The following is a 14323-nucleotide window of genomic DNA, read 5'->3' as shown; positions in this document are numbered from 1 at the left end:
GAAGATGATTGATTATAGCATAGAGTAAAATTTTTTCAAACTATGCTTGACAAAATTGTATTGTATACAATATATTATAGACATAAAGATTTTTCAAGGAGATTCAATATGGCAATTTACGATTATTCTTTTAATGATGGGAAGGGAAACAAAGTTTCATTTGAAAGCTACAAGGGAAAGGTTGTTCTCATTGTGAACACTGCAACAGGATGTGGATTCACTCCGCAGTACAAAGGACTTGAAGAATTGTATGAGAAATATCACGAGAAGGGACTTGAGATTCTTGATTTTCCTTGCAACCAGTTCGGTCATCAAGCTCCTGGAACCGACGAAGAAATTACAGAATTCTGTTCATTCAAATATCACACTCAGTTTCCGCAGATGCAAAAAATCGAGGTGAATGGAGAGAACGAACTTCCGCTTTATACATTCTTGAAAGAGCAGAAAGGTTTTGAAGGCTTTACAGGTCTTAAAGGCGTGCTGATGAATCAGGTCGTTTCAAAATTCGACCCGGATTTTAAGAACAACGCCAACATCAAATGGAATTTTACAAAATTCCTTGTTGACAGGGACGGAAATGTTGTTGAACGCTATGAATCAACAGTTGAGCCAAAAAAGATTGATGACAAAATTGCGTCACTCTTGTAAAATTCTTTGATTGAATGGCTTACGTTTACAATTAAAATTGTTTTTGGAGGTGTTTTATGTTTGATGTTACGATAATTGGAGCAGGCCCTGCTGGTATTTCGGCTTCTCTTTATGCGCGAAGAGCAAATTTGAACGTGTTGGTGCTTTATCACGGGGAAGGAAGCCTTGAAAAAGCTCATAAAATCGACAATTATTATGGATTCCCGGAAGGAATTACTGGGCGCGATTTGTATGACAACGGAGTTTTGCAGGCAAAAAATCTTGGCGTGGAAGTGCGGGATGCCGAAGTTACTCATTTGACGATGAACGCGGATATGACTTTTACGCTCACTGCCGGCGGGGAAGAAATTGCTTCAAAAGCCGTTTTGATTGCAACCGGCAACAAAAAACTTCGTCCAAACATAAAAGGCCTAAAAGATTTTGAAGGAAAAGGCGTAAGCTATTGTGCAATTTGCGATGCATTTTTTTACCGCAAAAAGAATGTTGTTGTAATCGGTAGCGGAAAATTTGCCGCAAGCGAGGCGGGTGACCTTGTAAACGTTGCAGCGTCAGTAAAAATCCTTACGAATGGGGAAGACAAGTCTCAGATTGAATCGCTCACCGGCGGACAATACGAGATTAATTCTGCAAAAATTTCTGAAATAAAAGGAAATCCCGAAAACGGACGAGTTTCTTCTATATTATTTGAAGACGGAACTGAACTTTCTGCCGATGGAATTTTCATTGCATTGGGTGAGGCTGGAGCCGCAGATTTTGCAAAAAAACTTGGTATCTTCCTGAATGGCGACAGCATTACCGTAAACGAGAATATGGAGACGAACATCAAAGGAATTTATGCCTGCGGAAATTCGACCGGCGGACTCCTTCAAATTTCAAAAGCTGTTTACGAAGGCGCAAAAGCCGGACTTTCTGCAGTTGAATACGTTCGTTCACTTGCAAAAAACGCATAAAATGGGAGAACTTTGACGATATTAATAGAATGAAGGAAAATTTTAACGAAAAGGATTTCAGTTGCTTGCAGCTAAAAAATCAGCTTTGCTTTCCGCTTTATGCTGCTTCGCGTGAAATCCTTCGAAAATACACGCCTTTCTTAAAAGAAATAGGTTTAACTTATACCCAATACATCGTGATGATGGTAATGTGGGAACGAAAAAAACTGACAATTGGTGAACTTGGAAAGCAGCTTTTTTTGGATACGGGAACGCTTTCGCCGCTTTTAAAAAGTATGCAGGAAAAAGGTCTTTTGACACGTTGCCGCGAAAAAAATGACGAGCGAATTGTGAATATAGAAATTACTCAGGTTGGCGAAGAACTTAAAGAAAAGGCAGTTTCAATTCCTGAAAAAGTAGGTTCTTGCATAAAACTTGATGCAGAAGACGCGAAAGAATTGTACCGCATTCTGTACAGAATTTTAGACAAAGTTTAGGCTTAAAAACACAACTCCCCTTAGCATGTCATGCCGAATTTATTTCGGCATCTTTCACAGTCGTTGTATAGATGCTGAATCAAGGTCGGCATGACACGCACGGAAGAAGTGAAAAACTTGTGAGCTGGTCATACGGAGCGCTCCACTCTGTCATGTGAGCGAACTAGTCTGTCATGTCGAGCGAAGTCGAGACATCTACTGTTCACGGACAATAGCGGAGTGGAGAAATCTATCGGTTGTAGACCTCTCGACTACGCTCGAGGTGACAAAAAACAGCCATTCCGGCGGCGAAAGAACTCGTCATTCCGATGAAAAAAATCGTCATTCCGATGAAAAAAAACTTGTCATTCCGAATTTATTTCGGAATCTCTGCACTCGATGTGGGCACGGATGCTGAAACGACTTCAGCATGACTTTTATTCGTTATACTAAGTCCAGCCACCGAGTGTTTTAAGCTTGTGGGGGAGTTGAGTTTCGTTTGTTAAAAAAGAAATTCACCGTTGCCATTGAGATAATGACCAAGTAGCCAATAAAACTTAGAGCATCGGGAAGTTGACCAAAAATTAACAGTCCGAAGACTGCCGAAAAAATTATCTGCGAATAATCATAAATTGAAATCTTTCCAGCTGGCGCATGAAAGTATGCGGCTGTAATCGTGAATTGCCCGCCTGCCGCGCAAATACCCGCCATTACGAGGCAAAGCGTTTGGCTTAACGTCATCGGGTTAAAATTAAAAATCATGTACGGAAGCGAAGCGAGCATAGAAAATCCCGAAAAGAACAGGACTACAATTTTTCCTTTGCAGCCCAAAGTGCTTAATTTTCGGACGCAAGTGTATGCGAAGCCTGCTCCAAGCCCGCCTAAAAATCCTGAGAGCGTCGGAATCATCTTGCTAAAATCAAAACTCGGTTTTACGACAAGCATTGCTCCCAAAAACGCAAAGAAAATTGCCATCAGCGGAACGAGTTTTACTTTTTCGTTCAGCAAAATAAAACTGAACAGAATCGTAAAAAATGGTGCCATTTTATTGAGAATTGCAGCGTCAGACAAAATAAGATGGTCAACCGCATAAAAATTACCAAAAATCCCGATTGTTCCAGCCACCGACCGCAAAACAAGAAAGAATAAAGTGGTTTTTCCGAATGCCGAAAAGATGTTTTTGTTTTCTTTTGATTCAAATGATTCAAAAAGTATGCTCACGAGCGCGACTAAAAAAGCTACTGCGTTCCTAAAAAATGCTTTTTGCATAAAAAATATGTCGCCGGCAAGTCTTACAAAAACTGCCATGAGCGCAAAACAAAATGCTGATGAGATTATCAGTATAATTCCTTTTGAAGTGTCGGAAATCTGAGCCATGATTTTATACTCTACTCAAAATGCCCAACAATTTCAAACCCATGCGTTGTTCCCTTTGGTGAGTCCGTTTTTAAATTATCATTCCAAAACTGAAAACTTGTGACTGGTCATACTGAGCGTTCCACTCTGTCATGCGAGCGTCCTAGTCTGTCATGTCAAGCGAACTAGTCTGTTATGTGAGCGTCCCAGTCTGTCATGTCGAGCGAAGTCGAGACATCTGCTGTTTCCAGACAATAGCGGAGTGGAGAAATCTATCGGTTGTAGACCTCTCGACTACGCTCGAGGTGACAAAAAACAGCCATTCCAGTGACGAAAGAACTCGTCATTCCGCTGCAAAAAAATCGTCATTCTGGCGGCGAAAGAATTTGTCATTCCGATGAAAAACTTGTCATTCCGAATTTATTTCGGAATCTCTGCACTCGATGTGGGCACGGATGCTGAAACGAGTTAAGCATGATGCGCACGAAAGAACTGAAAACTTGTGACTGGTCATACTGAGCGTTCCACTCTGTCATGCGAGCGTACTAGTCTGTCATGTGAGCGTCCCGCTCTGTCATGTCGAGCGAAGTCGAGACATCTACTGTTCCTGAACAATAGCGGAATGGAGAAAACTATCTCTTGTAGACCTCTCGACTGCGCTCGAGGTGACAAAAAACTGGCCATTCCAGTGACGAAAGAACTCGTCATTCCGATGAAAAAAAACTTGTCATTCCGAACTGGTTTCGGAATCTCTGACGGGCATTGGCGAAATAAATTTCTCAAGAGAAAAATGAGAGTTTTTTCATAAAAAATTCATAAAAGATTAAGAATAATTTTTAAATTCGGAAAAATCGTGATAGAATAAACATTGAATTAGAAAATGTTTTATTTTCAGGAGCGTCTTTTATGAGCGTTCAGACCTTTACGAAAAGTGACTTTAACAAAAAATATATTCAAAACGGATTTTCTTTTATGCCCGGCGGTTTTTTGATTTATCGCGCTGACGACACAGAAGAAATTCTCTATGCAAATCCATCTCTCCTTGAAATTTTTGAATGCGAAACCGAAGAGCAGTTTCTTGAACTTACAGGCGGAACTTTTAAAGGCGTTGTTTATTCTGAAGATTTAAAATCTGTGGAATCCAGCATAAAATTGCAGCACAAGCTGGACCAAAATTTTTACGACAACGCTCATTACCGTATTATGACCCGTTCTGGAAAACTCAAATACGTTCAGGACTTCGGAAAACTTTGCTTTGACGAGGATGAAGGCCCACTTTTTTATGTTTTCATTTCGTTTTTAAAAATTAAACTTGACCTTCTGACTGGCCTTCCGTTGCGCTGGTATTTTATAGAACTCGTTAAGCAAGGCGCTTACAAAATAATTGAAGATGGCGGAACGCCCGTAATTATTGCATTTGATTTTACGGGCATGAAGACTTTTAACAATCGGTACGGAGTTGAAGAAGGCGACAATCATCTTTTAAATTTTGCTCACATCTTAAAAAAACATCTTGGAAGCGAGAGGTGTTCAAGATTCGGCGAAGACCACTTTTATGGGTTCTGCGACTCAAAAGATGTGGAAGGACTCTTAAATAACGTTATTATTGATTTGAATGTTTCTGAGTCAAATCCGCGAAACCTTCCGCTCAGAATGGGAATTGCCGAATTCCCCTCGGATATTTCCGTTGATGTGGTTTGTAACCGGGCAAAAGCCGCTGCCGATACGCTTAAAGGCACTCAGGAATCCGATTATGCCTGGTTCAACGAAAAAATGTCAAAAATCCTTTGGAAAAAGGAATATATCATCTCGCACATTCATCAGGCGATTAATGAGCGGTGGGTTGAGCCGTATTATCAGCCCGTTGTGCGCACTTTAAACGGTCGGCTCTGTAATCTTGAAGCACTTGCACGCTGGCGCGACCCTGAGCACGGACTCATTTCGCCGGCAGATTTTATTCCGATTCTCGAAGAAAATGGGCTTTCCTACAAACTCGACATGTATATCGTTGAGCGCGTTCTTACAATGCTGCAGCATCGTATAAAAGAAGGTCTTCCTGTAGTTCCGATTTCCGTGAATATTTCGCGCTCCGATTTTGACTACTGTGACCCGGTTAAAATAATTTCCTCTGCTTGTGACATTCATGGAGTAAAGAGAGGCCTAATTGCCATAGAAATTACCGAAAGTTCTCTTATGAGTAATCAGGACGTAATTCGCCATGCAATCGACCGCTTCCATGCGGCTGGTTTTGAAGTGTGGATGGACGATTTTGGAAGCGGATACTCGTCTCTGAACGTTCTCAAAGATTTTGATTTTGATGAAATTAAAATCGACATGGCTTTCCTTCGTGATTTTAACGAGCGTTCCCGAAAAATCGTTACGATGGCCGTAAAAATGGCGAAGGCTCTCGGAATCCACACGTTGGCAGAAGGCGTTGAGACCGAAGAGCATATTGATTTTTTGAAGAGCATTGGCTGCGAAAGAATTCAGGGATATTACTACGGAAAACCCGATGCAATTACCGAGCAGCTTGACCATCTCAAACGCACTGGAATCAATTTTGAAACACTGGAAACCGCATCGTTCTATCAAAAGACTGGACTTATCGATTTTGTTTCAAAACGACCTTTTGCACTCTTTTTTTACGACGGAAAGCGGTTCACGACAATTTTTAGAAACAACAAATATATAGAAGAAATTGCCCATGCGAATATTGGCGACGAATTCATTTTTGAATCGTACATGAATCAGTTGAATTCAGTTTTGGGCCGAAAATTCCGTGCGCTTGCAGAAAAAACTATAAGTTCTGGCAATCGTGAAATAATGACATTTGTGGTGAACAACCGATATTTCCGTTTTATGTTTGCTTCGGTCGCTTCTTCAAGACAAGGCAACATGCTTTCGGCCACAATCGACGGTTCCATTTATGAAGAACAGCAAAATTCTCGCCAGCTCGACATCGTAATGCGCAATATTATGGCGATTTACGAAAGCATTTATCTTATAGATTTTAAGGAAGATTCTCGCACCGTTATTGTGAGCAATCTTCCTAACGAAAACGAAGGCGATGTTATTTATGGTCTAAAAGATTTTTACGCTCACTACAATGTGCGCTATATTCACGTGGATGATTTGGAACGATTCCGAAAACTGATGAATCGCAAATATATCGCAGAAATGTTCAAACTGAACGAGCGGGGAAGTTTTAGCGATCTTTTCCCGGTAAAAAAAGACAACGGAAGCTACGAGTGGACTTCGTTTCTAATCATTTCGATTCCAGACACGGACGGCGAAAAATTGCTCGTCTGCATAAAACCAAGCTTGCTTGAAGACCAAAAAGACAAAAAAATTCTCGTTGACCGATTGGTGAGCTTGAACAATATCTTGAGCGATTCCAAATCTGCTTCGACAGTTGATTTTTGGAATTCTGCCGTTTTTGAATCGGACATAAAGTTTTTTTGGAAAGACAAAAACAGGCGATTTTTGGGAGCAAGTCGCGCTTTCCTGAATTATTACGGAATGCGTAGCTCCAAGACAATCATCGGAAAAACTGACGAAGAAATTGGCTGGCACATAGACGACAGCCCTTTCAAAAAAGATGAGATGGATGTTCTTGAAAAGGGCATTATGATTCAGAATGCAAGCGGAAAAAATATTATTAACGGACTTCCGCACGACATTCAAGCCACAAAATTCCCTATTTACCATGACGGAAAAATTGTCGGCCTCATGGGATATTTTTTTGATTCTGAAATCGACGAAAAACGAATAGTCGATGTAAGAAAAAAAAGACTACAAAGATTCATTGACTGGATTTTTGAATTTTCAGGGCATGTTTTTATGCCTTTCAGACTTTGACGATAATTTTAGAAAAAACGCCGAAGATTACGCGTTTATTCTTTTGCGCATAAACGGATTTGAAAATCTTGAGACTTCGCAAGACGACACGCTTACAAACCAGTTGATTTTAAAAATTGCGGATTTGATAAAAGAATCTTTTGGCAGCAAAGCAACGATTGCCCGAAGCTACAAAAGCCTAATTTTGCTCTTGTCCTACCGAAAAACCGAAAGACTCGCCGTAGACAAAATGGTGAAGGGGTTTGAAAGAAAAATTGAGGAATTTTCAAAAAATGACTATTCAACTTGCAATTTAAAAGTGGAATGTGGAATTGCCAGAGGTTCCGAAAGAGATACGGTTTTAAAAGTAATTGATTTAGCTTACAAACGAAAGACTCTAATAAAAAACGAAGATGAAGATAACAACTGGCTAATTGAAGAAAAAGACATTTTTCTGGACGTATACAATGACATTCCAGTTCCGTTAGTCGTAGTAAAAATCGTGATGGACGAAAATAACGAAAACCCAGTTGATATCCGCTATCTTTTTGTAAATCAAAAATATTGCGAACTTAGCGCACATTCGCGGGACAGTTTGATTGGCAAAAATTATTATTCGCTTTTTCCGCGAAACGACAAAAAATGGCTCGAATACGTTTACAGCGCAACCAAAGGCGAATATGTTTCTGGCAAGCTTTACAGCGCAGTCCTTCATCATTGGGTAAAATTTACGTCCGCTCCGGCTTCTTTTAATGGCACATGTTCCTTGATATTCGACGTTATTGATGATGAGCGCCAGAAGTATAAAGAAAACATGATTGGCCATACAACCGCAGATGCAATGCTTTTTCTTTCGCAGATTTTTATTAAAGAGAAAAATGGTAAAATTGCCATCAACAAGGCTCTCTTAGAAATTGGTACGCTCTTGAATGCAGACAGAGTTTACATTTTTGAAACAGACCGACGAATTTTTACGAGTTCGTTTGAATGGTGCAGGGAAGGGGTTTCTCCAGAAGCGGATAACCGAAAGAATTTGAGTTACAGATACATTGCTGGCTGGGAACGGCTTTTTGAAAAAGAAAATTGCGTAAGCTTTGAAGATGTCGCATTGCTAAAATTTGAATATCCGAGCGCTTATAATTATTTTAAATCACGTTGCATCGACCGATTTTTGGCAATGCCATTTTTTTGCGATGGCAAGTTGATGGGTTACGTTGGTGTGGATAATTATTCAACGACGGCACCGGTGGACGCTCAAAAAATCATGCAGGCGGCCGCTCACATGATTTCAATGAGTCTGATTCAGCAAAAAAAAGACGAAGAGAATAGAATGCTTTCGCAGTCGCGGGCAACCGCAATAAAGGCTATTAAAATTGACGGACTCTGTATGAAAGTCGCAGCCCTTCTTTCTAGCCCGGTAGATTACGCAAAAATAATGAACGAGGCTCTAAAAACAATCGGCGAAGCTGTAAATTGCGACCGCGTTTTTATTATGAGCATTTCGGGAGAAACAATCAGTAACACATTTGAGTGGTGTAACGCTGGCGTGGAGGAGGTTATTGACAAGTGGCAGAATCTTCCGATTAACGACTACTTAAAGAATTTTACAGCCTCGCCAGAAAATTGGATAAGTTCGGTTGTTGATGACATTGAACTTTATAATTCCGACACTCCTGAACGATACGATTTGCTAAAAATATCAAATGTCAACAGAGTTATTGAAACTCCAATTTTTATGAACGGAAAACTCGCTGGATTTTTGGGAGTCGATAATTACGATACGTCAAATACTGCAGACACTCGGAAACTGCTTGAAATTTCGGCCCGACACATCGGCTACCGAAATGAACTCCAGTTTTTGCGGGAAAAAGTTCACGAAAAGGATTTTATTGAGCGACTCCGAAAAACAGCAAATGAACTTAGAAATCTTTCTGTAACCGAGCCTGACTTCCTGAATCATTCAGAACTTTTGGAGCTTGAAAGTTACAGAAAACTCCCGATTCCGTATGCAGTCGTAAAATTGATTTTTGACAGCGAAACTCATAGACCTGTGGATTTTGAGTACGTTTTTGTAAACGAAGAATATTGCAACTTCCTACAAAAAAACAAAAGATGAACTTGAAGGTAAACGGTATTACGATATTTTCCTCAATCCCGACCCGCAATGGATTGTGGATTTTTATGCCGTTGTCGAAACAAAAAAAACAAATTCACGAAAATAAGTTCCATGACATGCTCGGCTGCTGGATTGAATCTTTCCTTACGCCTCTTGATGTTTATGGCTACTGTTCAATTACGCTCGTAAATATTGATTCTGTTCACAATGAACTTTCTAGGCAGAAAAACCAAAAAGCTGTTGCCGATACGATTATTAGAATTGCAAAAAAATTCTTGCTCAATCAGAACAGCGGTGAAACGATAAATTCTTCGCTCAAAGAACTTAGCTCTGTTATTCAGGCTGAGCACATTTATATTCTTTCTGTGGACGAAAAAACTTTCAGCACAAAATATGAATGGAATATGAACGGAATTCCTTCGTGCCGAAAAAAATTCCAGAATATCGCACGTTCATATTTGCGCGCTCTCAAACATGATGATTTACCTGAGGGGCAAAAAAAAGATTTTACTTTTGAAAGCCTTGAATCAATAAAAAAAGCTGATTCAGAACTTTATGAATTCATAATCAGCACAGGAATAAGAAATGTCGTGCAGGTTCCGCTTAAAAAAGACGGCGAGATAATTGGCTATATTGGGGCGTGCAACTTTGCCGAAAAACATGACAAGGAAATAAAACGAATCCTTTCGGAAGTTTCGGTATTCTTTGCGTCTCAAATGTAACGGTGGTTGAGCAGCGTCGAAACCACCAACTGAAAAACTTGCAGATTCAAAATATGGTGCTATAATTTAAAAGTAATTTTAAGATTGTGTAAAGCAAATTAAAAAAAGGAATTTAAATTATGGAAAAAGGATTCAAATTCAGTGATGAAAATCTTGATATGATTGAAGCTTCGTGCATTCCTTTTATCATCTATCAAGTCAAAAATCAAAAATTATTTACGCTCACGATTTCTGACGGACTTTGCAGGCTCATGCGAATGTCGCGCCGGGAATTAATGGCACTTTCCATTGACAATAAGTTCCTGAATTTTCATCCAGACGATGTTGTTCGGGTGGCGAGCCTTCTGTACAATTTTACCACGCAGGGCGGTGAATACGATGCCGTGTACCGCTACAAAATTCCTTGCGAAGATGGTTACAGCGTGATGCACGCCCACGGAAGATGTTTTTCTGCTGATGACGAGGTAAATCTTGCGGTAATCTGGTACGTAAAAGAAGATATTCGCGAAAACAACGGGCTCATAGAGCAAAAACTTTCGAACAAAATTTCAGGAATGCTCAACGAAGAAAGCATGATTCGCGGAAATTATTACGATTCGCTTACGAACCTTCCGAACATGTTTTATTTTCTTCGTCTTGCGGAATTTGGAAAAAAACAAATTTCCATGACCGGAAAGACCACCGCATTTCTTTATTTTGACCTTTCTGGAATGAAGTCGTTTAACGAAGCGAACGGGCTTAGGGAAGGGGACAAACTCCTTTGCGCAGTGGCAGAAGTTTTGGCAAAGCATTACAGCAAAAAAAATTGTAGCCGGTTGGGGCAAGACCATTTTGCGGCCTTTGTTGAATCCGAAAATCTCGAAGTTAAGCTCAAAGTCATTTTAGAAGAACTTAAAACTGTTAATAACGGAAAAAATCTTCCTGTGCGAGTTGGAGTTTACCTTGACCAGTTTGAAAAAATTGATGCAAGTACGGCGTGCGACCGTGCAAAAATTGCCTGCGACCAGGATAAACACGTTTTTGAATCAAAATTCTTCTATTACAGTGAGCAGCTTAGAATCGATTCTTTGAACCGGGAATATATTCTTCACAATTTTGACCGTGCGCTCGAAGAAAATTGGATTCACGCGTTTTACCAGCCGATTGTGCGCGGAGTGAACCGTCGTGTGTGCAACGAAGAGTCCCTTGCCCGCTGGATTGACCCGCACCGTGGCGTGATTATGCCAAAAGATTTTGTGCCGATTCTCGAAGAGACAAAACTCATTTACAAGCTTGATTTATACATGGTTGACAGAATTCTAGAAGACTTGAAGCGCAAAAAAGACGACGGAATTCAAGTCGCTCCAGTTTCTATAAATTTGTCGCGCTCTGATTTTGAAATGTGCGACGTTGTAAACGAAATCTGTAAAAAAGTTGATGCGTCAGGTTTTTCCAGGGACATGCTTATTGTCGAGATTACAGAGGGCGTAGTGGGAATTGACATTGAGTTCATAAAATCTCAGATTCAGTCTTTCCATTCAAAAGGATTCAAAGTCTGGATGGATGATTTTGGAAGCGGATATTCTTCTTTGAATATTTTGCAGGAATTCAATTTTGATTTGATAAAATTCGACATGAAATTTATGCGGGATTTTGAAAAGTCAAAGAAAAGTCACATTATTCTTACCGAACTTGTTCAAATGGCAAATAAGCTTGGAATCGACACGCTTGTGGAAGGCGTTGAAACGGAAGAGCAGTTTAGGTTCCTCCGCGATATTGGTTGCGACAAAATTCAGGGATATTATTTTAGCAAGCCGAATCCTCTCTCAATAATTCTTGAGCGCTACCGAATTGGCGTTGGAATTGGTTTTGAGCCTGAAGACTCCCGTGATTATTACGAGCGCATAAGCAAAGTGAATCTTAATGACCCTTCGATTTACAACGAAGTTCAGTGCAATACAAATGATTATTTTAATGGCCTTCCGATGGGAATTTTTGAATATCGTAACGGTGAGTATTATTTGCTTCGCTACAACAAAAATTACGTGGATTTTCTTGTGCGAACGAATTTTATTGACAACGACTCGATTTTTAAGCGTGAAATCGTTCTAAACAAGAGTCCAGAAAAACACTTTTGCGAATGTGTTGAAAAATGCATAAACTCTGGAAAATGGGAGGCAATCACTAACAGCAAGGAAGAAAGTATAGGCGGAGAGATTTTGATTAATTCCTTTGTCCGAAAAATCGCCGTGAACAAAGTTTCTGGCGGAGTTGCCTGCATAATTGTAATATTTTCGATTTTATAAACACTTGCGGTGGATATGACAACTCATAAATTTTGTTGTATGCTAGTAGGTAAGAAAATTTATGAGGAGATTTTAAATGAAAAAAACTCTTTTAAAATCAGTATTGGGACTTTCCATTGCAATGATGGCATCTTTTGCTTTTGCACAGGAAAAAGCAACCGTCACAATACTTGAGACAAGCGACATTCATGGAGCAATCGCTCCGTGGGATTATGCAACAGACACTGCGGCAGACAACGGACTTGCAAAAGTTGCTACAGTAATCAAACAGGAACGACAGAAAGACCCGACTCTTTTGCTCGTTGACTGCGGAGACAACCTTCAGGACAACCTTATTCAGGAATTCCGAAACCAGAAAGTAACACCGATGGTCGGAGCGATGAACTTGATGAATTACGACCTTCACGTTCTCGGAAACCACGAATTCAACTTTGAGTTCAAAAACCTTCAGAAAACGCTCAAGACTTTTAAAGCACCAACAATCGGCGCAAACATCTACACAAAGAAGAACAAGAGATGGCTCAAACCATACTTGATTAAAGAAGTTAACGGCGTAAAAATCGCTCTCGTAGGACTTACAGCTCCGCATATCGACCAGTGGGAAGCAGCTGACCCAAGTCACTTTAAAGGACTTCATTTTACACAGCCAGTTGATGAAATGGAAACAGTTCTCAAAGAACTTGAAGGCAAAGCCGACGCAATTATGATTGTTTCTCATTACGGTGCAGACGGTGAGTATGGTTCTACAGGAATGGAGCCAATCGCTGAAAAATACGGAGACAAAATCGCCGCATTCTTTATTGGTCACGCACACTCTGTAATCAACAAAACAGCGTCTAACGGTGCTCTTATTCTTGAGCCAGGTTCAAAAGGAAGCGATGTTGCAAAAGCAACGTTTACTTTTGAGAAAAAGGACGGAAAATGGGTTCTTACAGAGCGAAAAGGCGAAATGCTCAAAGTTAAGGGCGCAAATGTTGAACCGGATGCTGAAATCCTTAAATTCAACGAAAAAACGCACGAGGCTAGTCGCAAAATTGCTAACACACCGGTAGGAAAAGTTGGAGCCGACTTCCTTCCAGCATTGTATTGGAACGGAATCAAGGGAATCCCTACAGCGGCTCTTCAGGACACTGCAATGATTGACCTTATCAACAAAGTTCAGCTTGAGACTGTAAAAGCAGATGTTGCATGTACAGCTCTCTTTGACGAGACAAGCAATCTTACAAAAGGTGATTTTAGAAAACGCGATGGTGTAAAAATCTACAAGTACGACAATACGCTCTTTGGCGTAAAAGTAACTGGAAAACAGCTCAAAGCCGTAATGGAAGAGCAGGCTGGAAACTTCTTTAACCAATTCGTTGAGGGAGATGTTACAATCAGCTTTAATCCTTCTATTAGACTTTACATGTATGACATGTTCCAGGGAGTTGACTACGAAATTGACATTAGCCAGTCAGCTGGAAGCCGAATCAAGAACGTAATGTACAAGGGCGCACCTTTAAAAGATGACGAACAGCTCATTCTTGCAATGAACAACTACCGTTACGGCGGACTTGCAAAAGCAGGACTTATCAGTTCATCTCCAGACGCTGTTGTTTATCAGTCAAACGATGCTCTCCGCGACATCATTTCTGCATACATTCAGAAAAAAGGAACTATCCAGCCTGAATGTGACAACAACTGGAAAATTACAGGATACAACTTCCCGCCAGAAGCAGAGAAAGTTTACCAGATGATTCGCGAAGGAAAACTTTCAATTCCGTACAGCGAAGACGGTCGCACACCAAACATTAAATCAGTTAACATCAAAGACGTTAAGCTGAACTAAGCAAAAAAGGCTGACTCCAGTTTTGAAGCCAGCCTTTTTTATGCAAGGTTCTGAATCAAGTTCAAAATGACCCAAAATATTTTGTGAAATGACAAAAATTCGAATGCATGTATGCCGAATTTATTT

The 14323-nt window shown here is 40.2% G+C and carries 9 protein-coding genes; 8 read left to right on the top strand and 1 reads right to left on the bottom strand.

Features of this window, described 5'->3' with window-relative positions:
* Positions 1 to 108: 108 nt before the first annotated feature.
* The 3 genes from JI65_RS02595 to JI65_RS02585 are packed head-to-tail and all read left to right on the top strand — an operon-like array spanning position 109 to position 2074.
* Positions 109 to 648, top strand: a complete 540-nt coding sequence (locus tag JI65_RS02595) for a glutathione peroxidase (RefSeq protein WP_191013816.1) — start codon at positions 109 to 111, stop codon at positions 646 to 648.
* Positions 649 to 704: 56 nt separating this feature from the next.
* The gene (locus JI65_RS02590) at positions 705 to 1598 is read left to right on the top strand and encodes an NAD(P)/FAD-dependent oxidoreductase (RefSeq protein ID WP_191013815.1); all 894 of its coding nucleotides are present in this window, start codon (positions 705 to 707) and stop codon (positions 1596 to 1598) included.
* Positions 1599 to 1627: 29 nt separating this feature from the next.
* Positions 1628 to 2074, top strand: coding sequence for a MarR family winged helix-turn-helix transcriptional regulator (locus tag JI65_RS02585; RefSeq protein WP_191013814.1), 447 nt, complete (start codon positions 1628 to 1630; stop codon positions 2072 to 2074).
* A 450-nt stretch (positions 2075 to 2524) separates the two neighbouring features.
* Here JI65_RS02585 and JI65_RS02580 read toward each other — a convergent pair whose 3' ends face one another.
* Complete coding sequence (locus tag JI65_RS02580; protein WP_191013813.1) at positions 2525 to 3430, bottom strand: DMT family transporter; 906 nt, start codon at positions 3428 to 3430, stop codon at positions 2525 to 2527.
* Between the two features lie 885 nt (positions 3431 to 4315).
* Here JI65_RS02580 and JI65_RS02575 point away from each other — a divergent pair.
* The 5 genes from JI65_RS02575 to JI65_RS02555 all read left to right on the top strand — a co-directional run bounded on the left by JI65_RS02575 (position 4316) and on the right by JI65_RS02555 (position 14197).
* Positions 4316 to 7267 carry an EAL domain-containing protein gene (locus JI65_RS02575; protein ID WP_191013812.1) on the top strand — a complete coding sequence of 984 codons (2952 nt, stop codon included), beginning with the start codon at positions 4316 to 4318 and terminating at the stop codon, positions 7265 to 7267.
* Entirely contained in the window at positions 7227 to 9362 is a 2136-nt protein-coding gene (locus tag JI65_RS02570) for a GAF domain-containing protein (protein ID WP_191013811.1), read from the top strand. The genes JI65_RS02575 and JI65_RS02570 overlap by 41 nt, the downstream gene beginning before the upstream one ends.
* 65 nt (positions 9363 to 9427) lie before the next feature.
* On the top strand, positions 9428 to 10084 hold the full coding sequence (locus tag JI65_RS02565; protein WP_191013810.1) for a hypothetical protein: 657 nt from the start codon (positions 9428 to 9430) through the stop codon (positions 10082 to 10084).
* Positions 10085 to 10203: 119 nt separating this feature from the next.
* The gene (locus JI65_RS02560; protein ID WP_191013809.1) at positions 10204 to 12369 is read left to right on the top strand and encodes a GGDEF domain-containing phosphodiesterase; all 2166 of its coding nucleotides are present in this window, start codon (positions 10204 to 10206) and stop codon (positions 12367 to 12369) included.
* A gap of 76 nt (positions 12370 to 12445) precedes the next feature.
* Positions 12446 to 14197: a bifunctional metallophosphatase/5'-nucleotidase gene (locus tag JI65_RS02555; RefSeq protein ID WP_191013808.1), complete on the top strand. Its 1752-nt coding sequence runs from the start codon at positions 12446 to 12448 to the stop codon at positions 14195 to 14197.
* The last annotated feature ends 126 nt before the right edge of the window (positions 14198 to 14323 follow it).

The sequence above is a fragment of the Treponema zioleckii genome, assembly GCF_014737315.1.
Classification (GTDB): domain Bacteria; phylum Spirochaetota; class Spirochaetia; order Treponematales; family Treponemataceae; genus Treponema_D; species Treponema_D zioleckii.
The sequence above is the reverse complement of the archived record's forward strand: the minus strand, read 5'-3'. Positions and strand labels throughout refer to the sequence as shown.